Raw genomic sequence first — 24,244 nt, 5'->3', positions numbered from 1 at the left:
TTGCTTCTTATTGGGCAGGGCTGGATGGGGGAACCACGACGTCAGCGCGCACCGCGCGCACATCGAGGCTGATCTGGTATTCGGTGTATTGGCGCGCCGGTACGGTGAGCACCGTGCGCCATTGCGCGCGGTCCAGTTCGCGGTAGCCCACCAGCAAGCCGATTTGGCGCGTGGACGGGTCGAGGTCGCGTTGGATACTCAGTTGCTGGCCGGGCTGGACCATCACTTCGTCCTGGTCGAGCAGGTCCAGGCCGAGGGTGGATTGCGCGCGATCAGCCAGTGCGAAGTAGTCGGAGCGGCTGAAGGTGGCGGCGTTTTTCAGCTCGAAGATGCGCACCCGCACCGGGGCGGCCTGGCCGTTGGCGCCGGGGTTGAGCCCGGCAATGGCGTGAAAGTGCAGCTCGACGGCGGCGGTGTCCGCCTCGGCTTGCGCGGCGGCCTCGGGTTTGACGGCATCCTTGGCACACGCCGTCAGCAGCAGCGCGGTGGCGGCTGCGAGTAAAAACCTGGGAATCATCCTGCGTCCTCAATGACGTACTTAGCTATCCGTTTTATCCATTACTGCGTCGCGCTTTAACGACGCTGTCGTGCGCTGTGTTCTTCGTAGGCGCGACTGAATTCGCGACCAAACAAGTCCTGGAAGTCCTCTTGGGCTTCGCGGGAAATATTGCTGTAAAGCTCGGTGAACTGCTGCCAGTACTGGGCCTGGCGCGAGCCGTTGAACAGGCTCGACAGCCCGGCGGGCTTGCCCATACGCTCTTCCAGTTGCGCCGGTTCAAAGCGCGTGAGCAGGTGTTTGATCGCCGCCTCCACACCAGCCATTACCGCCAACTGATGGGCGCGCAGGTCGTCGAAACTGTCGCGCACGGCGATGTCCGGCGCCATAAACGCTTGGTTTCCATGACGAAGCAACAGCAGTAAGGCTTCGTCGGCATTCGGTGCAAATTTCAACGGGTTGTTTTCGGCAGGCTGGATCATCGTCTGCTGCATGCGGAACTCGCCCTTGAGGCTGGCGCGGGCACGCAACACGTCGATCAGGCCTTCGACCATCAGCCGGTAGCTGCGGCCGATGCTTTCCATCTGTGCTTCCGCTTGGGCTTTGTCGAGCCGCAATTGGTCGAGGCCGGCGCCGCGCAGGAAGGCTTGCAAGAGGTCGGGCTGTTGGCTGTCGGCCACGGGGGGCACGGGCTCGACCACCGGTGGCGGCTGGACGACGGGCGGCGCAGGCGGCGGTGTGACGGGTGTCGGAATGCTGACAACGGGCGCTGGGGTGTCGCCAAACAGGTCCCAGTCTTCAGGAATGACTGAGCCCGACACCACCGGCTTCTCGACTACGGGCACGGCGACCGGGGTTGGCGGGCGGAAGTCGTGCTGCTCGGAGGGCACGTGGTCTGCCACGGTCGGTGGTGGCACGGCTGTCGGCGTGAGGAAGTCGAACAGGTCGGGCAGCGTGTCCATCGACGAAGCGCCCTGAAACTGCGGCGCGATCACCGGCACAGGCGCTGGCGTGTTCGCCACTGCGCCCATCAGCGCTTCAAAACTGTTCGGCGAATCACCGGTAAACGGCTGGCTATCAACGGCTTGCACGTTGAAGTCGATGCGCGCCTGGATTTCGTAATCGCCGATGCGGATCAGCTCGCCATCTTGCAGCAGCTCGCTGTTGCCTCGGCGCATACGAATGCCGGCGTTAACCAGTTCCACGCCGTTGGTGCTGTTATCGGTTAAATAATAACGGCCATCTTTGTATTGAATAACACAGTGTTGCGAGGAAACCAGGCGCTCCGGATCAGGCAATACCCAGTCATTATCCGAGCTGCGGCCGATAGCCATCGAGCCCTGATTCATGGACTTTTCGGGGCACTGCCCAGGGGTAATCTTGTGATAACTAGTGATAGTCAAACACAGCGACATCTTGCCTCCTTGCTGATACTTCGCGCGCAGTCGACTCCCGGGACGACGGTGCCCGAGAGATCCCCACCAGGTCGTGCAATCGACCTTCACAACCTGTTTTTGTCAGCATGATCGCTGATCTTAACGGGGCTCCATGACAAAAATCCTGTCCCGGTGCGCCACTCGACTCACCAGTCGCGCAGGTTGTTAAGCACCGCACATCTGTCACAGAGGGCGAATAGCTTACCTTGACAACGCGTAACTACTACACCAAAAATGCACAACTTCTTGAACATCAGTGATGGCGCATTAGTGGCATCCTGACTATATGACCAAGAAAACATGCAAAGTTCATTGCGCAACTAATGCATGCATTGCCCGGTATCTAACGGGCGGATAGGGAGATCAAATCAAGTGGATGTGCCGTTGCTGCTCGCCGCCGTTTCCGCGACTTCGCCGTGTGGCGAAGATATGGAATATGACGCGCAATTTCTCCAATTGGAGCGTGACGCCAAAGGCCAACCCGAGCGCAGCATGGGCGACTCTATCTTGCCCGCTGAACCGCCGGAATGGCGCAGCATCCAGCAGCAGAGCCTCGACCTGTTGCAGCGCAGCAAAGACCTGCGCATCACCCATTTCCTGTTGCAAAGCTCCCTCGCCCTGCAAGGCGTGGCCGGGCTGGCCGAAGTTCTGACGCTGATCAACGCGCTGCTGCGCGAATACTGGGCCGACCTGCACCCGCGCCTGGATACCGACGACGATAACGACCCTACCGTACGCATCAATGCGCTGTCCGGCCTGACCAGCGACGCGACCATTCGCCTGCTGCGCGAAAGTATTCTTACGCGCTCGCGCACGTTCGGGCCGGTGAGCCTGCGCGCCGCGCTGAACGCCAGCGGCTTGATGAGTTTCCCCGATGAACAGCTCGGCGCCCAGCAACTCAACGCCGCGTTCCTCGACAGCGACCCCGAACAACTGCAAGCCACCCGCGACGCCTTGAGCGCCGCGCGTGCCGCCTGCGAAGCCATCGAACAACAGGTCAGCGACCAGGTCGGCTCGGCCCAGGGCGTGGACCTCAGCCTGTTGAAGCAACCGCTCAAGCAGGCGCTGCAAGTCCTCAACCAATGCGTACCGAACAGCGATACCAGCAGCGAGCCCGAGGCCGTCAGTGACGACAATGCCCCCTCGGTTGAATACGCTGCTACCCCCGCCGCACCACGCCCGACGGGCGACATCGCCAGCCGCGATGACGTGCTGCGCAGCCTCGACAAGATCCTTGCGTACTACACCCGGCACGAGCCTTCGAGCCCGCTGCCGGTGCTGTTGAACCGGGCGAAGAATCTGGTGCACGCCGACTTTGCGGCCATCGTGCGCAATCTGATTCCCGACGGCATGTCCCAATTTGAAAACCTGCGCGGCCCGGACGACGAGTAAGCCGCCGGACTGTGCAGTAACAACACCGTCGCTCAAGCGACCAGGAGCAGCAACGTGGCGAAGCAAAGTTCTCAGAAATTCATCGCGCGCAACCGTGCGCCTCGAGTGCAGATCGAGTACGACGTCGAGCTTTACGGCGCCGAGAAAAAGGTCCAGCTGCCCTTCGTGATGGGTGTGATGGCCGACCTCGCCGGTAAGCCCGCCGAGCCTCTGGCGCCCGTGGCCGACCGCAAGTTCCTTGAAGTGGACGTCGACAACTTCGACTCGCGCCTCAAGGCCATGCAGCCGCGCGTGGCCTTCCACGTACCGAACGAGCTGACCGGCGAAGGCAACCTGAGCCTGGACATCACCTTCGAAAGCATGGACGACTTCAGCCCGGCCGCCGTGGCCCGCAAGGTCGACTCGCTGAACCAGCTGCTCGAGGCCCGCACCCAGCTGGCCAACCTGCTGACCTACATGGACGGCAAGACCGGCGCTGAAGAAATCATCATGAAAGCGATCAAGGACCCGGCACTGCTGCAGGCCCTTGCGAGCGCGCCGAAGCCTGCTGGGGATCAATAACCATGACCGACAATACCGCCCGCGAAGGCGCACAGAACCTGGGTGCCACCCAAGAAGCCAGCGAGTTCGCGAACCTGCTGCTGCAAGAATTCAAACCCAAGACCGAGCGTGCCCGCGAAGCCGTGGAAACCGCCGTGCGCACCCTGGCCGAACAGGCTCTGGCACAGACGGACCTGGTCTCGAATGACGCGATCAAGTCGATTGAATCGATCATCGCCGCCATCGACGCCAAGCTCACCGCCCAGGTCAACCAGATCATCCATCACCAGGATTTCCAGCAGCTGGAAAGCGCCTGGCGTGGCCTGCACTACCTGGTCAACAACACCGAAAGCGATGAGCAGCTGAAGATTCGCGTGCTCAACATCTCCAAGCCGGACCTGCACAAGACCCTGAAAAAATTCAAGGGCACCGCGTGGGACCAGAGCCCGATCTTCAAGAAGATGTACGAAGAAGAATACGGCCAGTTCGGCGGCGAACCCTACGGCTGCCTGGTCGGCGATTACTACTTCGACCAGTCGCCACCCGACGTGGAGCTGCTGGGCGAGCTGTCGAAAGTCTGCGCCGCCATGCACTCCCCGTTCATCGCTGCGGCCTCGCCGACCGTGATGGGCATGGGCTCGTGGCAGGAACTGTCGAACCCGCGCGACCTGACCAAGATCTTCACCACCCCGGAATACGCCGGCTGGCGTTCGCTGCGTGAATCGGAAGACTCGCGCTACATCGGCCTGACCATGCCGCGCTTCCTGGCGCGCCTGCCGTATGGCGCCAAGACCGACCCGGTGGAAGCCTTCGCCTTCGAAGAAAACACCGACGGTGCCGACAGCTCCAAGTACACCTGGGCCAACGCCGCGTACGCGATGGCGGTGAACATCAACCGTTCGTTCAAACACTACGGCTGGTGCTCGCGCATCCGTGGCGTGGAATCCGGCGGTGAAGTGGAAAACCTGCCAGCCCACACGTTCCCGACCGATGACGGCGGCGTGGACATGAAGTGCCCGACCGAAATCGCCATCAGCGACCGCCGTGAAGCGGAATTGGCGAAGAACGGTTTCATGCCGCTGCTGCACAAGAAAAACACCGACTTCGCGGCCTTCATCGGCGCCCAGTCGTTGCAGAAACCGGCCGAATACGACGACCCGGACGCTACCGCCAACGCCAACCTGGCCGCGCGCCTGCCGTACCTGTTCGCCACCTGCCGTTTCGCGCACTACTTGAAGTGCATCGTGCGCGACAAGATCGGTTCCTTCAAAGAGAAGGACGAGATGCAGCGCTGGTTGCAGGACTGGATCCTCAACTACGTCGACGGCGACCCGGCGCACTCCACCGAAACCACCAAGGCCCAGCATCCGTTGGCGGCTGCCGAAGTGATCGTGGAAGACGTCGAAGGCAACCCGGGTTACTACAACTCCAAGTTCTACCTACGCCCGCACTATCAACTCGAAGGGCTGACCGTGTCGCTGCGCCTGGTATCGAAGCTGCCTTCGGCTAAAAGCGCGTAACCACGAATGAGCCGGCTCTTCTGTGGGAGCCGGGCTTGCCCGCGATGCAGGCGGCGCGGTCTGCCAGTCAGACCGCGGTGATGCAATCGCAGGCAAGCCAGCTCCCACAGAACAGCATTGCCCATTGGGCTTAAACAAATATCGTGGCTGAGACCACACAGGGAGAAAACATGGCTGTTGATATTTTCATCAAGATCGGCGACATCAAGGGCGAGTCCATGGACAAGGCCCACAAGGACGAAATCGACGTGCTGAACTGGAGCTGGGGCATGGCTCAGTCCGGCAACATGCACGTTGGCGGTGGCGGTGGCGCGGGCAAGGTGAATATCCAGGACCTGTCGCTGACCAAGTACGTCGACAAAGCCTCGCCGAACCTGATGATGCACTGCGCCAGCGGCAAGCACATCGACAAGGTCAAGCTGACCGTGCGCAAGGCCGGTGGCGAAAGCCAGGTCGAGTACATGGTAATCAACCTGGAAGAAGTGCTGGTCACGTCCCTGAGCACCGGCGGCTCGGGTACTGATGATCGCCTGACCGAAAACGTCACCCTGAACTTTGCCCAAGTGATGGTCGACTACCAGCCGCAGAAAGCCGACGGCACCAAAGACGGCGGCGCGATCAAGTTTGGCTGGAACATCCGTTCCAACACCAAGCGCTGATAAACCCGGTGGCCGTGGCTCTCCGCCACGGCCCCAGGTATCTGCCCCTCGCAAAAACCGTCCCTCTCACAACCCGTCCGTGGAGCTGCTTTGGTGGTAACTGAAATCGCTTCCCGCGACCGTCTGCAACCGTCCCTGTTGGACCGGTTGACCGACGACGACCCAACCAACCCCAAGGAAAGCACCGACAAACGCGTGCTATCCCTGACCCAATTGAAAGCCTCGGTTCTGCGCGACCTGGCGTGGCTGCTCAACACCACGTCGTTGCTGGATGCCGATGCCACGCTGCACACCCCGGCCGGCACGTCGGTGGTCAATTACGGCCTGCCGGCACTGGCGGGCAACAGTGTTTCCAGTGTCGATATCAAGGCGCTGGAAGCGTTGATCTACCAGGCTATCGCCACCTTTGAGCCACGCATTTTGCGCCACACCTTGCGCGTCAAAGCCCGCGTCGGCCACGGCGAGATGAACCATAACGCGCTGAGTTTCGAGATTGAGGGCGACCTGTGGGCGCAGCCAGTGCCATTGCGCCTGCTGCTGCAAACCGACCTCGACCTGGAATCCGGCCACGTTCGCGTGGTAAATGCCGACCAGCGGAGGCGCCCATGAACCCGCGCCTGCTGGAGCTGTACAACCAGGAACTGCACCACGTGCGCGAAAGCGCCGCCGAGTTCGCCAAGGAATACCCGAAGATCGCCAGTCGGCTGACCCTGTCCGGTATGGACTGCGCCGACCCGTACGTCGAACGCTTGCTCGAAGGTTTTGCCTACCTGACTGCCCGCGTGCAGCTCAAGCTCGACGCCGAGTACCCGACCTTCACCCACAACCTGCTGGAAATCGCCTACCCGCATTACCTGGCGCCAACGCCGTCGATGACCGTGGTGCAATTGCAGACCGACCCCGATGAAGGCTCACTGGCCAGGGGTTTTGCGCTGCCGCGCGACACCGTGTTGCGCGCCGCCCTGGGCCGCGAAACCCAGACCTGCTGCGAGTACCGCACCGCGCACCCGGTGACGCTGTGGCCGTTGCAGGTCAGTGGCGCCGAGTACTTCGGCAACCCCGCCGCCGTGCTCGGGCGCCTGGCCGCCAGCGAGCCGAAAGCCAAGGCCGGTTTGCGCCTGACCTTGCGCACCGGCGCCGAATTGCCGTTCAACAGCCTCGACCTCGACAGCCTGCCGCTGTACCTCAGCGGCGCCGACGAGCAGCCGTTCCGTCTTTACGAACAATTGCTCGGCAATGCCTGCGCGGTGTTTGCACGCAAGCCCGGTGGCGATTGGGTTGAGCGCCTGCCGCAAGACGCGTTGCGCTCCCGTGGTTTTGACGACGCCGATGCCGCCATGCCGGTGGTGGCCCGTGCGTTTCAGGGCTATCGGCTGTTGCAGGAATACTTCGCCCTGCCCCACCGTTTCCTGTTCGTCGAATTCGCCGAACTGAGCCGCGCGGTCAAACGCTGCGACGGCCAGGAGCTGGAACTGATCGTGCTGTTCGACCGCCATGAGCCGAGCCTGGAAGGCAGCGTCGGCGCGGCGCAGTTCATGCCGTTCTGCACCCCGGCGATCAACCTGTTCCCCAAGCGCGTGGACCGTATCCACTTGTCCGACCGCGTCAACGAACACCATGTGATCGCCGACCGCACGCGGCCGATGGATTTCGAGATTCATTCGCTGAACGGCATCACCGGCCATGGCACCGGGCCGGAGCAGCCGTTTCTACCGTTCTACGCAGTGCGTGATCCGTCGCGCTATGGTCGTGACCAGGCTTACTACACGCTGCGCCGCGAGCCGCGCGTGTTGTCCAGCGACCAGCGCCGCAACGGTCCGCGCTCTACGTATGTGGGCAGTGAAACCTTCGTCAGCCTGGTCGACAGCCAGCAAGCGCCGTACCGCCATGACCTGCGCCAACTCGGCGTGACCGCGCTGTGCACCAATCGCGATCTGCCGTTGTTCATGAGCGTGGGCAACGGCAAGACTGACTTCACCCTGGCCGACAGCGCGCCGGTATTGTCGGTGCGCTGCGTCGCCGGCCCGAGCCGCCCACGCGCCAGCCATGCGCATGACGCCAAGGCCTGGCGCCTGATCAGCCAGTTGTCGCTCAATTACCTGTCGCTGAGCGAACAGGGCCAGGGCGCTGGTGCCTTGCGCGAACTGCTGCGCCTGTACGGCGACAGCAACGACGCGGCGCTGCAATTGCAGATCGAGGGCCTGCGCGAAGTCAGCAGCAAAGCCGTGACCCGGCGCCTGCCGATGCCCGGCCCGATCGTGTTTGGCCGTGGTTTGGAAATTACCCTGGAATTCGATGAAAACGCGTTTCGTGGCACCGGTGTGTTTCTGCTCGGTGCGGTGCTGGAGCGCTTCCTGGCACGTTACGTGTCGATCAACAGCTTTACCGAGACGGTGATCCGTACCACCGAACGCGGCGAGATCATGCGATGGAAAGCCAAGCCCGGGCGGCGTCCGACCCTGTGAACACACTGGATGCGATGCATCAGAAGCCCTGGGAATACGATTTCTTCCAGGCGCTGCGGCGTATCGAGTGCGAATCGCCGGACCTGCCGCGCCTGGGCCATTCCCTGCGCCTGGCGGATGACCCGCTGCGCCTGGGGCAACAGGCGGATTGCACCTTCGCCCCGGCGACCTTGGCTTCGGTCGACCCCGGCGGCGACGGCAAGCCCGCGCGCCTGGAGCAGTTTTTCTTCGGCCTCGGCGGCCCCAACGGCCCGTTGCCGCTGCACATCACCGAGTACGTGCGCGAGCGTCAGCGCAACAACGCCGACAGCACCAGCAAACAGTTTTTGGACGTGTTCCACCATCGCCTGCTCAGCCTGTTTTACCGGGCCTGGGCCGAGGCGCGGCCGACGGTCAGCCACGACCGCCCGGACGACGATTACTGGTCCGCACGCCTGGCGGCGCTGAGTGGCCGGGGCATGCCGAGCCTGCTCAACCAGGGATTGATCCCCGACACGGCGAAGCTGCATTACAGCGGCCACCTGTCGGCGCAAACCCGCTACCCGGACGGCTTGAAGGCGATTCTCAGCGAGTACTTCGGCCTGCCGGTGGAGATCGAAGAATACGTCGGCCAATGGCTGGAGCTGCCCGAGCGCAGCCGCGTAAGCGTCAGCGCCAACAGGCTGGGCGTGGACTTCTGCCTGGGCAGCCATGTGTGGGACCGCCAGCATAAATTCCGCATCCGCCTCGGCCCGCTCACGCTCGATGACTACATGGGCATGTTGCCCGGCAGCCAGCCGTTCAACGAGCTGGTGGCGTGGGTGGCCGAGTACCTGGGCCATGAATTGGACTGGGACCTGAACCTGATTTTGCAACAACCCGAAGTACCGGCGCTGCAGCTCAATGGCCAGTTCCGCCTGGGCTTCAACACCTGGCTCGGCCAACCCGAGCACGACGCCAACGACCTAATCCTGGCCCGGCATTACGCCGATCACGCCACCACCTCAAGGAATCCAGAGCATGGGTGAAATCAGTCGCGCCGCACTGTTCGGCAAACTCAACAGCGTGGCCTACAAGGCCATCGAAGCCGCCACCGTGTTCTGCAAACTGCGGGGCAACCCGTATGTGGAACTGGCCCACTGGTTTCACCAGTTGCTGCAACTGCAGGACTCGGACCTGCACCGCATCATTCGCCAGTTCAACGTCGAGCCCGCACGCCTGGCCCGTGACCTGACCGAAGCGCTGGACCGCCTGCCGCGCGGCTCGACCTCGATCACTGACCTGTCCTCCCATGTGGAAGAAGCCGTGGAACGCGGTTGGGTTTACGGCAGCCTGATGTTCGGCGAGAGCCAGGTGCGCACCGGTTATCTGGTGTTGGGCATTTTGAAGACCCCAAGCCTGCGTCATGCATTGCTGGGCTTGTCGTCCGAGTTCGACAAAATCAAAGCTGAAGCCCTGAGCGAACGTTTTGATGAATACGTCGGTGATTCGCCCGAGAATGCCTTGAGTGCCAGCGATGGTTTCAACGCAGGCGCCGTTCCAGGCGAAGCCAGCGGGGCGATGGCGCCGAGTGCGATGGGCAAGCAGGAAGCACTCAAGCGCTTTACGGTCGACCTGACCGAACAGGCGCGCAGCGGCAAGCTCGACCCCATCGTCGGCCGTGATGAAGAGATCCGCCAACTGGTGGATATCCTGATGCGTCGGCGCCAGAACAACCCGATCCTCACCGGTGAGGCCGGTGTGGGCAAGACCGCCGTGGTCGAAGGTTTCGCCCTGCGCATCGTCGCCGGTGACGTGCCGCCTGCGCTCAAGGACGTGGAGCTGCGCAGCCTCGATGTGGGCCTGCTGCAAGCCGGCGCCAGCATGAAAGGCGAGTTCGAACAGCGTCTGCGCCAGGTCATTGAAGACGTGCAGGCCTCACCCAAGCCGATCATCCTGTTTATCGACGAAGCCCACACGCTGGTGGGTGCCGGTGGCGCCGCCGGGACGGGGGATGCGGCCAACCTGCTCAAGCCGGCTTTGGCACGCGGCACCTTGCGCACCGTGGCCGCCACTACGTGGGCCGAGTACAAAAAACACATCGAAAAAGACCCGGCCCTGACCCGCCGCTTCCAGGTGGTGCAAGTTGCCGAACCGTCGGAAGACAAAGCGCTGCTGATGATGCGCGGCGTGGCCTCGACCATGGAAAAACACCACCAGGTGCAGATCCTTGATGAAGCCCTGGAAGCCTCGGTGAAGCTGTCGCACCGCTACATTCCGGCGCGCCAGCTGCCGGATAAATCCGTAAGTTTGCTGGACACCGCCTGCGCCCGCGTCGCCATCAGCCTGCACGCGGTGCCAGCCGAAGTGGACGACAGCCGCCGGCGTATCGAAGCGCTGGAAACCGAGCTGCAAATCATCGCCCGCGAGCATGCCATCGGCATCGCGATTGGTGCCCGCCAAACCCATAGCGAAGCCTTGCTGACGGCCGAACGCGAGCGTCTGGCAACCTTGGAAAGCCGTTGGGCTGAAGAAAAAACCCTCGTCGACGAACTGTTGGCTACTCGCGCAACGTTGCGTGAAAAAGCGGGCGTGGTGGACAGCGGCAACGATGAATTACGCGCACAGCTTGTGGACCTGCAACAACGCCTCACCGCCCTGCAAGGCGAAACCCCGCTGATTCTGCCGACCGTGGATTACCAGGCCGTGGCCTCGGTGGTCGCCGACTGGACCGGCATTCCGGTGGGCCGCATGGCGCGCAACGAACTGGAGACGGTGCTCAACCTCGACCAGCACCTGAAAAAACGCATCATCGGCCAGGACCACGCCCTGCAGATGATCGCCAAGCGCATCCAGACTTCCCGCGCCGGCCTCGACAACCCGAGCAAGCCGATTGGTGTGTTCATGCTCGCCGGCACCTCGGGTGTGGGCAAGACCGAAACCGCCCTGGCCCTGGCCGAAGCGATGTACGGCGGTGAGCAGAACGTGATCACCATCAACATGAGCGAGTTCCAGGAAGCCCATACCGTGTCGACGCTCAAGGGCGCACCACCGGGCTATATCGGCTACGGCGAAGGCGGCGTACTGACCGAAGCGGTACGGCGCAAACCCTACAGCGTGGTGCTGCTGGACGAGGTGGAAAAAGCCCACCCGGATGTGCACGAGATCTTCTTCCAGGTGTTCGACAAGGGCGTGATGGAAGACGGCGAAGGCCGCGTGATCGACTTCAAGAACACGCTGATTCTGCTGACTACTAACGCCGGCACCGAGCTGATTTCCCAAGTCTGCAAAGACCCGGCGAACATTCCCGAGCCGGAAGAAATCGCCAAGGCGTTGCGCCAGCCGTTGCTGGAGATATTCCCACCGGCATTGCTCGGCCGGTTGGTGACGATTCCGTACTACCCGCTCAGCGATGAAATGCTCAAGGCGATCACTCGCCTGCAACTTAACCGCATCAAAAAGCGCGTGGAAACTACGCACAAAGTCGCTTTCGACTACGACGATGCGGTGGTCGATTTAATCGTTTCGCGCTGCACCGAAACCGAAAGCGGTGGCCGCATGATCGACACCATCCTGACCAACAGCCTGCTGCCGGACATGAGCCGTGAGTTCCTCACGCGCATGCTCGAAGGCAAGGCGCTGGCGGGTGTGCGGATCAGCAGCCGGGATAATGAATTGCACTACGACTTCAGCGACGCCGAATAACGACTGTTGGAATAGGGTCAATGTGGGAGCTGGCTTGCCTGCGATAGCATCACCTCGGTGTCATTGATAAACCGAGGTGCCTGCATCGCGGGCAAGCCCGGCTCCCACACAGTTCAGCTCCCACAGCTGAACCAGTTTGTGCAGTTATTAAGTCATTTACGAGACGCCCGATGCTATTCAACCAAGCCTCACGCCTGGCCAAGATCACCAGCCCGCTCGGGCCGGATGTGCTGTTGCTCAATGAAATGGGCGGCGGCGAAGAGCTGGGCAGGCTGTTCAACTATGAGCTGCAACTGACCTCGCTGGACGCCAACATTGACCTCAACCAGTTGCTCGGCAAGCCCATGAGCGTCGGCCTGCAACTGGCGGACGGTGGCGAGCGGCACTTCCACGGTATCGTCGCCCGTTGCAGCCAGAACATCGACCAGGGCCAGTTCGCCAGTTATCAGGTGACGCTGCGCCCGTGGTTCTGGCTGCTCAGCCGCACCTCCGATTGCCGGATTTTCCAGAACCTGAGCATCCCGCAGATCATCAAGCAGGTGTTCCGCGACCTGGGGTTTTCCGACTTCGAAGATGCCCTGAGCCGCCCGTACCGCGAGTGGGAATACTGCGTGCAGTACCGCGAGACCAGCTTCGATTTCGTCAGCCGCTTGATGGAGCAGGAAGGCATTTACTACTTCTTCCGCCATGAACAGGACCGCCATGTGCTGGTGCTGGCCGACGCCTACGGCGCCCACACCACGGTGCCGGGCTATGCGTCGATTCCGTACTACCCCAAGGACGAGCAGCAGCGCGAACGCGACCATATGCACAACTGGCACCTGGCGCACGAAGTACAGCCGGGCTCGCTGGAGCTCAACGACTACGACTTCCAACGCCCCAGCGCCAGCATCGATGTGCGCTCAGCGATGCCACGCCCGCACACCGCCGGCGACTACCCGCTGTACGACTACCCCGGCACCTACGTGCAAAGTGAAGACGGCGAACACTACGCGCGTACGCGCATCGAAGCCTTGCAAACCCTGCATGAGCAAATCGAGTTCAGCGGCAACGCCCGTGGCCTGGGCTCGGGTCATTTGTTCAGCCTCACCGGCTTCAGTCGCCAGGACCAGAACCGCGAATACCTGATCGTCGGCTGCCGCTATTACATCACCCAGGAAAGCCTGGAGAGCGGCGGCGGTTCGGGTTCGGCGCAGTTCGAAAGCAGCCTCACCTGCATCGACGCGCAACAGAGCTTCCGCCCGTTGGCGAACACCCATCGCCCCATCGTCAAAGGCCCGCAGACTGCGTTGGTGGTCGGCCCCAAAGGCGAAGAAATCTGGACCGACCAGTACGGCCGCGTCAAGGTGCACTTCTACTGGGACCGCCACGACCAATCCAACGAAAACAGCTCGTGCTGGATTCGTGTGTCGCAATCCTGGGCCGGTAAAAATTGGGGCTCGATGCAGATACCACGCATCGGTCAGGAAGTGATTGTGAGCTTCCTTGAGGGTGACCCGGACCGGCCGATCATCACTGGCCGCGTCTACAACGCCGAGCAAACGGTGCCTTACGACCTGCCGGAAAACGCCACCCAGAGCGGCATGAAAAGCCGCTCAAGCAAGGGCGGCACGCCGGCGAACTTCAATGAAATCCGCATGGAGGACAAGAAGGGGTTGGAGCAGTTGTACATCCATGCCGAGAGGAATCAGGACATCGTGGTGGAGGTGGATGAAAGCCACTCGGTGGGGCATGACCGCAATAAGAGCATTGGGCACAACGAGACGGTGACGATTGGGAATAATCGCCTGCGCGTCGTACGCAACAACGACACTGTGCTGGTGGGCGGAGCCAAGTCTGACAGCGCTGCCACAACCTATACCGTCGAGGCAGGAGACAGTATTCGCCTGGTATGCGGCGACAGCGTGATTGAGCTGAAAGCTGGTGGAGACATCAACCTGACCTGCACTTCGTTCAACCTGTTTTCCTCGGGCAGCAGCAAGATCCAGACAAAAGGCAAACTGGATATCAACCTGGGCAGTGACAAGGGCACCTCACCCGGTAATCAGGGCAAGCAAGCCACGATCCACAACGCCGTCGAATCCAAATTCCCCGGCAAGCCCGGCGCTGGTCAATAAAGAGATTTTTTCAGCATGAATTACCTGATCAACGAAGCCCAATTCACTCTGCCTGATGCTGAGGTACAGGACACTTCGATCAATATTCTCAAGTTCGCCACGCTGGGCACTACGTTGGTGGTCAGCCGCAGCCCTCTGGCGGAAGGCGAGGACTTGCAAAGCAACTTTGAGGGCCAGCTAAAGAAACTCGAACAGCAGGTCAAAGACCTTCGCTATTCGCCCGCGCAAGCCGTCAAGGTCGGCCCGGCGCAGGATATCGACGCCTTTGAAGTGCAGAACCGCTTCAACAAAGGCAGCGACAACATTTACCAGTATCAGCTGGCGATGCAGATACCCGGCACCCGCCGCTTGATCGCCTTGAGTTACGTCAAGACCCAGCCCTTGGGCCCTGCCGAAGCAGCGCATTGGGCCACGCTCAAAAGCACGCTCAACTTCTTCGCCGCGCCGTGAGTCGAGGCTGAGCAATGAGTGAAGACCTCTGGGCTGCCCGCGAAGGCGACGCACTGCTGCACACGTCGGTGATGGCCGATATTCTCGGCGGCGTACTGGAAGTGGCGGCCTATGCGGCGATCACCACTGTGGGCTGCCTGGCGGTGGCTGCGGCTGTTGCCATAACGACAGGTGCAACCATCGCCACCGGTGGCGTCGCTCTGGTTTTGGTCGTAGGTGCGGTCGTAGGTATTACTGCGGGGCTCACAGGGGCTGATCTGAAAATATCCAGTTGGTGCGAATCCGCCGCCAACTGGGTCTTCCCGCCGGTGATCGATGCCTTTATCACCAGCGGTTCAGACGACGTTTTCATCAACGGGAAAAAGGCTGCACGCGCGGCTGGCAAGATGACCGCTGTGCCGGTAGCCCCCAGCGAGCCGCCGGAGCCCAGCTTTCTGGACATGGCCGGGGAGTTTTTTTCGCAGATGTGGCGACCGACCGTCGCCTCACCCGCCCCCGGCACAGAGCCTTGCCTGCTGGATACCGTCGCGTGTAACAAGCACCCGCCCATGCCTCTGCAGTTCATTGCAGAGGGTTCCAGCTCGGTATTCATCAATGGCCAGCCTGCGGCGCGCAGTGGCGATCGCAGTACGTGCGACGCCAAAATTGGTACCGCCAAGGGCCTGATCTCGCCGGATGTGCGCATCGGTGGCGAGACCATCGTGGTGCAAGAGATTCGCAGCGGGAAAACGCCGGGCGTAGGCCTGGCAATTGCCGTGGTGATGGCGTTGCGGGGCAACGTGAAATGTTTCTGGACCAAGCTGCCGTGCCTGGTCGGTGGTTTGCTGGTGGGGGGCGCCGTCTCTTACGCAACCAGCAAGGTCACCTCTGCGCTCAAGAGCGCCATAAATAGCTCGCCCAATCCGGTGCACAGTGCCACCGGGGCCAAGATCCTGGGTGGGGACGAAGAGTTGGACTTCATATTGCCGGGCCTGCTCCCGATAGATTGGCAGCGTTTCTACAGCAGCCTCGACACACGTCAGGACAGCCTCTTTGGCGCGGGCTGGAGCGTTGCGTATGAAGTGTCGATCGAGGTAGATGCAGACGAAAACCTGTTCTACATCGATGAGCAAGGGCGCCGGCTCGAGATCGGCTACATCCCTTTGTCCGGCGGAGCGTTCGACCCAGGCGAAGGCCTTGCGGTCAGGCGCAGCAGTGACGGCGCGGTGCTGATTGAGAGCATCGACGGCCTGTACCGGCTATTCGAGCCCGACCCGCTGAACAGCTCGCGGATGCGCCTGCATCTGCTGGGTGATCGTAATGAAGGGCGGATCTTTCTCGACTACGACACTCAAGGGCGGCTGTATCGCCTGCGTGACACCCATGACTTAATGCACGTCGAGCTGACCTACTCGGCCGAGCACCCACGGCGCGTGAGCCTCATCGAGCGGCGTTACCTGCGCCAGGAACATTTCGATGCGCGCAGCGATGTACTCGTCAGTTATCGCTACGACAGCAATGGCGACCTGGTTGAAGTGTTGGATGTGCAAGGTACAACCCTGCGACGCTTTGCTTATGACAGTTGCCGGCGAATGGTCGAACACCAGTTGCCGAGTGGCCTGCGCTGCTTCTACCAATGGGCTGCAGTGTCTGGCCCGCAAGGTGAGGAGTGGCGGGTTAGCCGCCACTGGACAGATGCAGGCGATGAATACACCTTCGACTACGACCTGGAAGCCGGCATAACGCGCGTGACCGACGGCATGATGCGGGTCAGCACACGGCACTGGAACCCGCAGTACCAGATCACTCGCTACGTCGATAACCTGGGCCATACGTGGCAGTTCGAGTGGAGCGAAGATCGCCAGCTGCTCGGCGCAATTGACCCGCAAAATGGCCAGTGGCGCTTCAGCTATGACGAATCCGGCAACCTGAGCGCGGTGATCGACCCACTGGCCAGAACCAGCGGTACACAGTGGCTGGCGCATTGGGCATTGCCCCAAGTGGAAACCGACCCGGCGGGTAACAGTTGGCATTATCGCTATGACCAGCGTGGCAATTGCATCGAGGAAGTCGACCCCCTGGGAAACCGTACCCGTTATGTCTATGACGGTTTCGGTCAGCCGGTGCGCATTATCGACGCCACGGAAAAAACCCGGACACTGCATTGGAACGAGTGGAGCCAGTTGGTTGAGGAAGTGGATTGCTCGGGTTATCCCACCCGTTATCAGTACGATGCGTTTGGCAATCTTGTTGTACAGACCAATGCCGAAAGCGAGTCGATACGCTATCAGTACAACCCTCAGGGGCTGTTGCTGGAATGCCAACTCCCGGATGGTCGCGTGGAACAGTTCCAGCGCAGTGCCAGTGGTTATCTGACAGCCCATGTTGACCCGGCTGGCAGCACCACGCGCTATGCCTACGACCTGCGTGGCTTAGTCAGACAACGCTGGGATGCGCATAACCGCACGGTCATGTTTGACCATGACGCCTACGGGCGACTGCGCAAGCTGACCAATGAGAACGGCGAAAGCTATCGCTTTGAGTGGGACGCAGCCGACCGCATGGTGCAACAGCAAGACCTCGATCAGAGCCGGCGCTGCTACACCTACGATCGGCTGGATGATGTCATCGCCGTAGACTATCTGCCGGGGGCGGAAGGTGAACCGGTAGCGCCGCTGTTACACCAGTTTCAGCGAGATCCCGTTGGACGTCTGGTCAGTAAAGTCACCGCCGACGGCACCACCGTTTACGAGCACGATCTGAACGACCAACTGGTCGGTGTCACGTTCACGACGCCTGACGGCAGTGAGCAATCACTGGGTTTCAGCTATGACGCCCTGGGGCAGCTCCTCGAGGAGCAAAGCTCGGCAGGGTCTGTACAGCATCGTTACGACGAACTCGGAAACCTGATTCAAACCGGCTTGCCCGACGGCCGCTGGCTGAACCGCCTCTACTACGGCAGCGGTCACCTGCATCAGCTGAATATCGACGGGCAGGTCATCAGCGACTTCGAACGCGACCGACTGCACCGCGAGGTACAACGTACTCAGGGTCAGCTCAAGACGAGTACCGCCTATGATCGCAGTGGACGGGTTCGCTCGCGTCAGCGTCGCGGCGTTGACCAACCGTGGCAATTACCGCCGTTGGTCGAGACCGATTACAGCTATGACCCCAGCGATAATCTGATCGGGCGTCGCCGTACTGACCGCCAAGAGCACCTTGGCTACGACAGTACGGGGCGCATCCTCGTCAGCCATCAGATGGGTCACAGCGAAACCTATGCCTATGATGCCGCTGCCAATTTGCTCGACGGCCCAGGCCAAGGCGGCCTGGTACGACATAACCGGCTGCTCACGTATCAAGACAAGCGTTACAAGTACGACGCTCTTGGGCGAATGATTGAAAAGCGCAGTGCCGCGCGGGGTTTGCAGCGTTTTGCCTACGATGCCGAAAGCCGGCTGGTGCAAGTGCGCAATGAAAACGGCAGCGTAGTCAGGATGACCTACGATCCGCTTGGTCGGCGAATTGAAAAAACGGAACTTGGCAGCGATGGTTATCCAATCAGCGCAACCCGCTTCACTTGGGATTGCCTGCGTCTGCTACAGGAACAAAAACACAGCCAGACCAGCCTTTACATCTATGAAGGCGAAGGTTATGAACCGATCGCTCGTGTCGACGGTATTGGCTCGTCGCAAAAAATCCGCTACTACCACAATGACCTCAATGGTCTGCCGGAGCAACTAACCGATTCCGATGGCCATAATGTCTGGCGCGCAACTTATCGGGTGTGGGGTAACACGCTCACCGAAGAGCGCGAGTCATCCTATATCGAAGAGCAGAATTTGCGGTTTCAGGGACAATACCTAGATCGAGAGATTGGGCTGCACTACAACACGTTTCGTTTTTATGACCCTGATATAGGTCGCTTCACAACAACGGACCCCATTGATTTGAAAGGTGGGCTCAACCTTTATCAGTACTCCCCTAACCCGTTTACGTGGATCGATCCTTTTGGCTGGGCATGTGGTCACCATGGGCATCACTCCGATCCCAAATTCATGGGTGGGAAACACAATCAAAAGCTTACAAAGCTCACGGATACTGATCACAAACAGCTTCACCGTGACATGAATGATTTCTTGGTTGGAAAAACAAAAATCGCCAATGGAAAACCCGTGCATATGCGACCTCAACGAGGCAACAGCGGTGCAAAAATACGGCAAAATTTCACTAGGACTGAAAGGCTCCAAGCGCTTGCTGACTTCTATAAAGGTAAAGGTGCACAATACAAAGACGCTGTTATTGACTTCTTCACACAACACCCGGGGCTAAAGTAATGACTCAATTTATAACCATTGCTTATGACTTAAGCGCTATCGATAATCACGCCTACTTTTTAGAAGGCGCCCCTGATAGGATTTTCTGCAAGACCTGTGGTTGCTGTATCGACTCCAGCTACTATCCTAGAGAACTGAAAACGCCAAATAAAGCTGATATTGGCGCCACCTATGATCGGCGCTTCATCGTCTCATTACGCTTCAAGGAATATATTGATAGCTTAAAATTAAGTGTTGATTTTTTATTGGTAAACGAAAAAAAACAGCTATTTTTCATGCAGCCTCAAAAGGTTATCAAATACAGCGCTCAGCAGCAGGAAAACCTTTGCGGTACCTGCGACCAGTATTATGACAGTGTAGTACCCATCCCGAGCTTCTACGAGGAAACTGGCAAACCTCTTGAACATGGAATATTTTTCACCAGTATTGGCTTCGGTAGCGGCAAGGAAAAGAGCCCTTCCATTATTCTCGGCCTGGAAACGGCACTAGAGCTTAAAAGCGCGATAAAGTCATTAAAGTTTAGAGGACCCGATATCAGCGAGATTACTTCATCTTAATACTAAGAGAGCAGTGTCTGCCTCCTAAGAGCTTAGAAACCCTGAAGAAACTGCTATGAGTAAGCTGACTGATTTTCACGTTTTCTGGGGCGCGGCCATGACTGCTGCCGAGAAAAAATCCGCGTCGATGGAAGAAGAGTGCGCCGAGGATTTTGCGCGAACGCTTTACGATGAATATGTAGAGCAAGGCTCGCCTAAAAATAAAAAGAAATGGTTAACAGAGCGACTGGATGGAGAATTCCTTTGTTTAAAGGAAAAACCTGTTTGGGTAGGTGAACCCGCCTGGCTATACCACCAAGGCCGACCGATGGTCTTTTTACATCAATTTTCAGTTCCACCCTCGGCACAGCACATCAAGGAAAGAATATCGCTGGGCGAGACCGTTTATGTGTTTGGCTCAAAAAGCCTAGTTACAAGACCAACAGGGGATATCTGGACCGACATCTACAGAATGGCTGTTCAAACTTACGAAGGAGAAACCACAGTGGAAATCTTTAAGTAGGTAAAACACGTCATATTCCTGGCCAGCACGGATTAACTGGCTGAAATCCGAAGTTTGGGCCAAGACCACCTGGATGTCCCCACAAAAAATGGGCACCCAACCCAGTCGGCGTGCCCATTTTCTTACCAACCCGCCTCCCTTCAGACGGTCCCGCGATTACGGGTTGACGCTGTCTTTGAGAAACTTGCCCGGCTTGAACGCAACGGTGTTGCTGGCCTTGATTTTTACCGGCTCACCGGTTTGCGGGTTTTTGCCGGTGCGGGCGCCACGGTGGCGCTGCAGGAAGGTGCCGAAGCCAACCAGGGTGACGCTGTCCTTGCGGTGCAGGGCGCCGGTGATTTCTTCGAGAACGGCGTTGAGTACGCGGTTGGCCTGTTCTTTGGTGAGATCTGCTTTTTCAGCAATGGCGGCTGCGAGTTCTGGTTTACGCATAAGTGAAGCCTCTTTGACGGTTTTTTGTTGTTATGTCCGTGCTGCTCTCTTGTGGAGCAGCGCCCAAGGCGCCGCAGGCTCTACTCTGCGGCAGACGGGAGTGAGGATGGCATGCCCTCGCACGCTCCGCCAGTCTCGCGGCGACCTTTCTGGCGGTAAGAACGTGCTGATTCCGACAGAACGACCAGTATTTACGCCAGTAACGGCGGGAGTTCCTTGTTCAGGGCCAGTTTTTCCATCACGGCGCTGCCGGTCAGCGCATAACCCAGCAGGCGGCCGCTGGCGTCGCGGCACAAGGCCTTGATGTCGGCGCCCTGCCCTTCGACGCTCCATACGCCTTCGGTGCCGCGTGGCGGTGGCGAGACCACCAGCGGGCAGATCGGGGTTTTCACGGTGATCGGCATCGGCCCGTAGCTGACCGCCGTGGCGTTGCCCGCCAGGGTCTGGGCCAGGGCGCGGGCGCAGCTCATCAATGGCATGACGTACAGCAGGTTCAACCCATCGACCTCGGCGCAATCGCCCAGGGCGTAGATGTTGGCGTGGGAGGTCTTGAGGTGGCGGTCCACCATAATCCCTCGGTTGATCTGCAGGCCTGCGGCCGCGGCGAGGTCCACGCGCGGACGCAGGCCGATGGCCGAGACCACCAGGTCGCAGTGGATCACTTCACCGTCCGACAGGTGCGCTTCCAGGCCGTCAGCCGTGCGCTGCAGGCGGTTGAGCACCGGGCCGAGGTGGAAGCGCGCGCCGAGGCCTTCCAGCCCGGCTTGCACCGCTGCGGCGGCTGCCGGGTGCAGCAGGGTCGGCATGACTTGCTCGCACGGCGCCACCAGGTCGATTTCATAGCCGCCAAGGATCAGGTCGTTGGCAAACTCACAGCCGATCAGGCCGGCACCGAGCAGCAGCACGCGGCGTTTGCCGGCTGCAGCGGCACGAAAGCGTGCGTAATCTTCAAGGTCGTTGATCGGGAAAATCAGTTCAGCCGCGTCGCCTTCGACCGGAACACGCACAGTCTCTGCGCCCCAGGCCAGGATCAGGTCGCGATAAGCCACCGCTTCTTCTCCGATCCACAGGCGCTTATGGCCTGGGTCGATGCCGCTGATGCGCGTGTGGGTGCGCACTTCGGCCTTGAGTTGCTCGGCCATGGCGCCCGGTTCGGCCATGCTCAGGCCGTCAGCTTCCTTGTTCTTGCCAAAGCCGGTGGAGAGCATGGGCTTGGAGTAGGAGCGCCCGTCATCTGCGGTGATCAGCAGCAATGGGGTCTCGCTGTCGAGCTTGCGAAACTCCCGGGCCACGTTGTAACCGGCCAATCCTGTGCCGATGATCACGACAGGTGCGTTCATTCCTTTCTCCTTGTAGTACGGTTCTTAAACTTCGAATTAGCCGATTTCGATCATTTCGAAATCCATTTTGCCCACGCCGCAATCCGGGCACAGCCAGTCTTCCGGAACGTCCTGCCAGAGAGTGCCCGGCGCGATACCATCATCCGGCCAGCCGTCTTTTTCGTCATAGATCAGGCCGCAGACTACACATTGCCACTTCTTCATTACTTGCTTCCTCAGGGTCCAGGCATCTTGGCCGACGGTCGATAGATCAACATTGCCGTGCGGCTCAGGGCGTTTTGTACTGATCGGGGCCGGCAGATGCAAGCGTGATCGACGCATGGGGCCGGTTCAGCCCGGCAAAAGTCCGGGGCGCCATGGTAAGCTCGCCGCCTCTTTTGCTGCCGATACTGACTCACCGTGCCGCACTCAATCGACTTTCCCGATGCTTGCCAATGGCTGACCCAGAGCCTTCTGAGCCCCCTGCCCGCGCCTTTGACCCTCAATTGGCTGTTCGACGAAGGCTCGCTGACGCGCCGGCTCACGTGGCTGTCCAACGACGGCTTCAGCGTGACGCCGTTGTTCGAAGGCTGGCAACCATTGCGTGACGATGAATGCGCCGCGCTGGGTCTGGACCCGGCAACTGTCGGTTGGGTGCGCGAAGTGTATTTGCGTGGGCACGGCCAGCCGTGGGTATTTGCGCGCAGCGTGGCGGCGCGCAGTGCCTTGCAGGGCGACGGCTTGCACATGGATGAGCTGGGCCGCCGATCATTGGGCGAGCTGCTGTTCTGCGATCGCGCCTTCACCCGCCAGGCCATCGAGGTGTGCCACTACCCACGGCAATGGCTGCCGCCTGCGGACCAGGCCGACGGTTTGTGGGCCCGCCGCTCGCGTTTTGATCGCGGGTCACTGAGCGTGCTGGTGGCGGAAATCTTCCTGCCGAGCCTGTGGCAAGCGGTGCATGAACACCCGGAGAACTGCTGATGTATCAACGTCTGCTCAAATCCCTGAACCACCTGAACCCCAGGGCCTGGGATTTCATTCAGCTGACCCGCATGGACAAGCCCATCGGCATCTACCTGCTGTTGTGGCCGACGCTGTGGGCGCTGTGGATCGCCGGCAAAGGCTCGCCTTCTTTTATCAACATCGTGATTTTCGTCTTGGGCGTGGTGCTGACCCGCGCCGGCGGCTGCGTGATCAATGACTGGGCCGACCGCAAAGTCGACGGCCATGTGAAACGCACCGAGCAACGCCCGTTGGTGAGCGGCAAGATCAGCTCGAAAGAGGCGCTGGTGTTTTTTGCGGTGCTGATGGGCATCAGCTTCCTGCTGGTGCTGCTGACCAATGCCACCACCATCCTGCTGTCGCTCGGCGGCCTGGCCCTGGCGGCGAGCTACCCGTTCATGAAGCGCTACACCTATTACCCGCAGGTGGTGCTGGGCGCGGCGTTTTCCTGGGGCATGCCGATGGCGTTCACCGCCGAGACCGGCCACCTGCCTGCCACGGCGTGGCTGCTGTACATCGCCAACTTGCTCTGGACGGTGGGTTACGACACGTATTACGCCATGACCGACCGCGATGACGACTTGAAGATCGGCGTGAAATCCACGGCTATTTTGTTTGGCGATGCAGACCGCGTGATCATCCTCACCCTGCAAGGGTTGTCGCTGGTGTGCCTGTGGTTGGCGGGCCTGCGGTTTGAGTTGGGCGGCTGGTTTCACCTGGGGCTGCTGGCGGCGGCAGGCTGTTTTGCCTGGGAGTTCTGGTACACCCGGGACAAGGATCGGATGAAATGCTTCAAGGCGTTTTTGCACAACCACTGGGCGGGGTTGGCGATTTTTGTCGGGATTGTGGCGGATTACGGGTTTCGGTGATTCAGTGCTGACGCCATCGCGGGCAAGCCCGCTCCCACATTTGGACCGCGTCCTCCTGTGGGAGCGGGCTTGCCCGCGATTATTTCAGCGGCACCTCGAAATCAGGGCTTGGCGACTTTCCAGGCTCCGTCCATTTTGCCTTCACCGGTCATGTCACCGGCCTTCTTGTCAATGACGAAGGTGTAAAGCGGCTTGCCGCTGTAGGCCCATTGGCTTTTTTGATCATCACGGGTGATGACGGTCCACTTGCCCATCGGCTTGTCGGTGGATTCGGCCATCAACGGCGGCCAGTTGGTGGCGCACTTATCGTTGCACATGGATTTGCCATCGGCGTCCTTGGCGAATGTGTAGAGCGTCATGCCCTTGTGGTCCACCAACATGCCGTCTTTGGTCATTGCCGGGTCGGCGGCAAATGCCAGTGTCGGCAGCGTCAACGCGGCCGTTACCAGCAGGGCTTTCCAGGAAACATTGCAGTTAGTCATCGGAACCTTCCTTTTGTGGTTGTC

21 protein-coding genes are annotated in these 24,244 nt (G+C 60.2%); 15 read left to right on the top strand and 6 right to left on the bottom strand.

Annotation, left to right across the window (positions count from 1 at the left end; translation table 11 throughout):
• Positions 1–7 precede the first annotated feature (7 nt).
• Together tssJ and tagH are read right to left on the bottom strand one after the other, a co-directional pair.
• Complete coding sequence (gene tssJ / locus L8I05_RS14370; protein WP_159961064.1) at positions 8–517, bottom strand: type VI secretion system lipoprotein TssJ; 510 nt, start codon at positions 515–517, stop codon at positions 8–10.
• A 56-nt stretch (positions 518–573) separates the two neighbouring features.
• Positions 574–1,911 (bottom strand): type VI secretion system-associated FHA domain protein TagH, encoded by a 1,338-nt coding sequence (tagH, locus tag L8I05_RS14365; RefSeq protein WP_242169698.1) that lies wholly within the window; start codon positions 1,909–1,911, stop codon positions 574–576.
• Positions 1,912–2,304: 393 nt separating this feature from the next.
• Between tagH and tssA the strand changes: the two genes are divergently transcribed.
• The 13 genes from tssA to L8I05_RS14300 all read left to right on the top strand — a co-directional run bounded on the left by tssA (position 2,305) and on the right by L8I05_RS14300 (position 20,113).
• The gene (gene tssA, locus L8I05_RS14360) at positions 2,305–3,324 is read left to right on the top strand and encodes a type VI secretion system protein TssA (RefSeq protein ID WP_242169696.1); all 1,020 of its coding nucleotides are present in this window, start codon (positions 2,305–2,307) and stop codon (positions 3,322–3,324) included.
• A gap of 54 nt (positions 3,325–3,378) precedes the next feature.
• A complete protein-coding gene (gene tssB / locus L8I05_RS14355) occupies positions 3,379–3,885 on the top strand; it encodes a type VI secretion system contractile sheath small subunit (protein ID WP_010207547.1) in 507 nt (168 codons plus the stop codon).
• A 2-nt stretch (positions 3,886–3,887) separates the two neighbouring features.
• On the top strand, positions 3,888–5,384 hold the full coding sequence (gene tssC / locus L8I05_RS14350) for a type VI secretion system contractile sheath large subunit (protein WP_177016711.1): 1,497 nt from the start codon (positions 3,888–3,890) through the stop codon (positions 5,382–5,384).
• 170 nt (positions 5,385–5,554) lie between these two features.
• The gene (locus L8I05_RS14345) at positions 5,555–6,043 is read left to right on the top strand and encodes a type VI secretion system tube protein Hcp (RefSeq protein WP_005792512.1); all 489 of its coding nucleotides are present in this window, start codon (positions 5,555–5,557) and stop codon (positions 6,041–6,043) included.
• Positions 6,044–6,136: 93 nt separating this feature from the next.
• Positions 6,137–6,652, top strand: coding sequence for a type VI secretion system baseplate subunit TssE (tssE, locus tag L8I05_RS14340; protein ID WP_242169694.1), 516 nt, complete (start codon positions 6,137–6,139; stop codon positions 6,650–6,652).
• Positions 6,649–8,508, top strand: coding sequence for a type VI secretion system baseplate subunit TssF (gene tssF, locus L8I05_RS14335; protein ID WP_242169692.1), 1,860 nt, complete (start codon positions 6,649–6,651; stop codon positions 8,506–8,508). The genes tssE and tssF overlap by 4 nt, the downstream gene beginning before the upstream one ends.
• Positions 8,472–9,515 carry a type VI secretion system baseplate subunit TssG gene (tssG, locus tag L8I05_RS14330; RefSeq protein ID WP_242169691.1) on the top strand — a complete coding sequence of 348 codons (1,044 nt, stop codon included), beginning with the start codon at positions 8,472–8,474 and terminating at the stop codon, positions 9,513–9,515. Before tssF ends, tssG begins: the two co-directional genes overlap by 37 nt.
• A complete protein-coding gene (gene tssH, locus L8I05_RS14325; RefSeq protein WP_242169689.1) occupies positions 9,508–12,171 on the top strand; it encodes a type VI secretion system ATPase TssH in 2,664 nt (887 codons plus the stop codon). Before tssG ends, tssH begins: the two co-directional genes overlap by 8 nt.
• 170 nt (positions 12,172–12,341) lie before the next feature.
• Positions 12,342–14,288 (top strand): type VI secretion system Vgr family protein, encoded by a 1,947-nt coding sequence (locus tag L8I05_RS14320; protein ID WP_242169687.1) that lies wholly within the window; start codon positions 12,342–12,344, stop codon positions 14,286–14,288.
• 15 nt (positions 14,289–14,303) lie between these two features.
• The gene (locus L8I05_RS14315; protein ID WP_242169685.1) at positions 14,304–14,738 is read left to right on the top strand and encodes a DcrB-related protein; all 435 of its coding nucleotides are present in this window, start codon (positions 14,304–14,306) and stop codon (positions 14,736–14,738) included.
• 14 nt (positions 14,739–14,752) lie between these two features.
• Complete coding sequence (locus tag L8I05_RS14310; RefSeq protein ID WP_242169683.1) at positions 14,753–19,054, top strand: RHS repeat-associated core domain-containing protein; 4,302 nt, start codon at positions 14,753–14,755, stop codon at positions 19,052–19,054.
• Positions 19,054–19,611: a hypothetical protein gene (locus L8I05_RS14305; protein WP_242169681.1), complete on the top strand. Its 558-nt coding sequence runs from the start codon at positions 19,054–19,056 to the stop codon at positions 19,609–19,611. Before L8I05_RS14310 ends, L8I05_RS14305 begins: the two co-directional genes overlap by 1 nt.
• Positions 19,612–19,666: 55 nt before the next feature.
• Positions 19,667–20,113 carry a hypothetical protein gene (locus L8I05_RS14300; protein ID WP_242169679.1) on the top strand — a complete coding sequence of 149 codons (447 nt, stop codon included), beginning with the start codon at positions 19,667–19,669 and terminating at the stop codon, positions 20,111–20,113.
• Between the two features lie 156 nt (positions 20,114–20,269).
• On the opposite strand, the gene L8I05_RS14295 is transcribed toward L8I05_RS14300, so the two are convergent.
• From L8I05_RS14295 to L8I05_RS14285, 3 genes are all read right to left on the bottom strand, one after another.
• Positions 20,270–20,545 carry an HU family DNA-binding protein gene (locus L8I05_RS14295; RefSeq protein WP_003177201.1) on the bottom strand — a complete coding sequence of 92 codons (276 nt, stop codon included), beginning with the start codon at positions 20,543–20,545 and terminating at the stop codon, positions 20,270–20,272.
• Positions 20,546–20,736: 191 nt separating this feature from the next.
• Positions 20,737–21,885: an FAD-dependent oxidoreductase gene (locus tag L8I05_RS14290; protein WP_058421114.1), complete on the bottom strand. Its 1,149-nt coding sequence runs from the start codon at positions 21,883–21,885 to the stop codon at positions 20,737–20,739.
• A 36-nt stretch (positions 21,886–21,921) separates the two neighbouring features.
• Positions 21,922–22,089, bottom strand: a complete 168-nt coding sequence (locus L8I05_RS14285; RefSeq protein ID WP_003213373.1) for a rubredoxin — start codon at positions 22,087–22,089, stop codon at positions 21,922–21,924.
• Between the two features lie 195 nt (positions 22,090–22,284).
• Here L8I05_RS14285 and L8I05_RS14280 point away from each other — a divergent pair, with 195 nt between their 5' ends.
• Positions 22,285–22,848 carry a chorismate lyase gene (locus L8I05_RS14280; protein WP_242169677.1) on the top strand — a complete coding sequence of 188 codons (564 nt, stop codon included), beginning with the start codon at positions 22,285–22,287 and terminating at the stop codon, positions 22,846–22,848.
• Positions 22,848–23,738, top strand: a complete 891-nt coding sequence (ubiA, locus tag L8I05_RS14275) for a 4-hydroxybenzoate octaprenyltransferase (RefSeq protein WP_159961103.1) — start codon at positions 22,848–22,850, stop codon at positions 23,736–23,738. The genes L8I05_RS14280 and ubiA overlap by 1 nt, the downstream gene beginning before the upstream one ends.
• 101 nt (positions 23,739–23,839) lie before the next feature.
• Here the strand turns inward: ubiA and L8I05_RS14270 are convergent, their stop codons facing one another.
• The gene (locus L8I05_RS14270; protein ID WP_242169675.1) at positions 23,840–24,220 is read right to left on the bottom strand and encodes a hypothetical protein; all 381 of its coding nucleotides are present in this window, start codon (positions 24,218–24,220) and stop codon (positions 23,840–23,842) included.
• Positions 24,221–24,244: the final 24 nt, after the last annotated feature.

This window comes from Pseudomonas sp. MONT-RG-20F-20-E-7-02 (assembly GCF_022662395.1).
Lineage (GTDB): Bacteria > Pseudomonadota > Gammaproteobacteria > Pseudomonadales > Pseudomonadaceae > Aquipseudomonas.
This window is presented reverse-complemented; position numbering and strand designations above follow the sequence as displayed.

Coding starts and splice junctions, on each gene's coding strand:
- L8I05_RS14285 (WP_003213373.1), bottom strand. CDS start 22,089: ATGAAGAAGTGGCAATGTGTAGTCTGCGGCCTGATCTATGACGAAAAA.
- L8I05_RS14305 (WP_242169681.1), top strand. CDS start 19,054: ATGACTCAATTTATAACCATTGCTTATGACTTAAGCGCTATCGATAAT.
- tssC (WP_177016711.1), top strand. CDS start 3,888: ATGACCGACAATACCGCCCGCGAAGGCGCACAGAACCTGGGTGCCACC.
- tssJ (WP_159961064.1), bottom strand. CDS start 517: ATGATTCCCAGGTTTTTACTCGCAGCCGCCACCGCGCTGCTGCTGACG.
- L8I05_RS14300 (WP_242169679.1), top strand. CDS start 19,667: ATGAGTAAGCTGACTGATTTTCACGTTTTCTGGGGCGCGGCCATGACT.
- tssG (WP_242169691.1), top strand. CDS start 8,472: ATGGAAAGCCAAGCCCGGGCGGCGTCCGACCCTGTGAACACACTGGAT.
- L8I05_RS14310 (WP_242169683.1), top strand. CDS start 14,753: ATGAGTGAAGACCTCTGGGCTGCCCGCGAAGGCGACGCACTGCTGCAC.
- L8I05_RS14270 (WP_242169675.1), bottom strand. CDS start 24,220: ATGACTAACTGCAATGTTTCCTGGAAAGCCCTGCTGGTAACGGCCGCG.
- L8I05_RS14320 (WP_242169687.1), top strand. CDS start 12,342: ATGCTATTCAACCAAGCCTCACGCCTGGCCAAGATCACCAGCCCGCTC.
- L8I05_RS14290 (WP_058421114.1), bottom strand. CDS start 21,885: ATGAACGCACCTGTCGTGATCATCGGCACAGGATTGGCCGGTTACAAC.
- ubiA (WP_159961103.1), top strand. CDS start 22,848: ATGTATCAACGTCTGCTCAAATCCCTGAACCACCTGAACCCCAGGGCC.
- tagH (WP_242169698.1), bottom strand. CDS start 1,911: ATGTCGCTGTGTTTGACTATCACTAGTTATCACAAGATTACCCCTGGG.
- L8I05_RS14315 (WP_242169685.1), top strand. CDS start 14,304: ATGAATTACCTGATCAACGAAGCCCAATTCACTCTGCCTGATGCTGAG.
- L8I05_RS14295 (WP_003177201.1), bottom strand. CDS start 20,545: ATGCGTAAACCAGAACTCGCAGCCGCCATTGCTGAAAAAGCAGATCTC.
- tssF (WP_242169692.1), top strand. CDS start 6,649: ATGAACCCGCGCCTGCTGGAGCTGTACAACCAGGAACTGCACCACGTG.
- L8I05_RS14345 (WP_005792512.1), top strand. CDS start 5,555: ATGGCTGTTGATATTTTCATCAAGATCGGCGACATCAAGGGCGAGTCC.
- tssH (WP_242169689.1), top strand. CDS start 9,508: ATGGGTGAAATCAGTCGCGCCGCACTGTTCGGCAAACTCAACAGCGTG.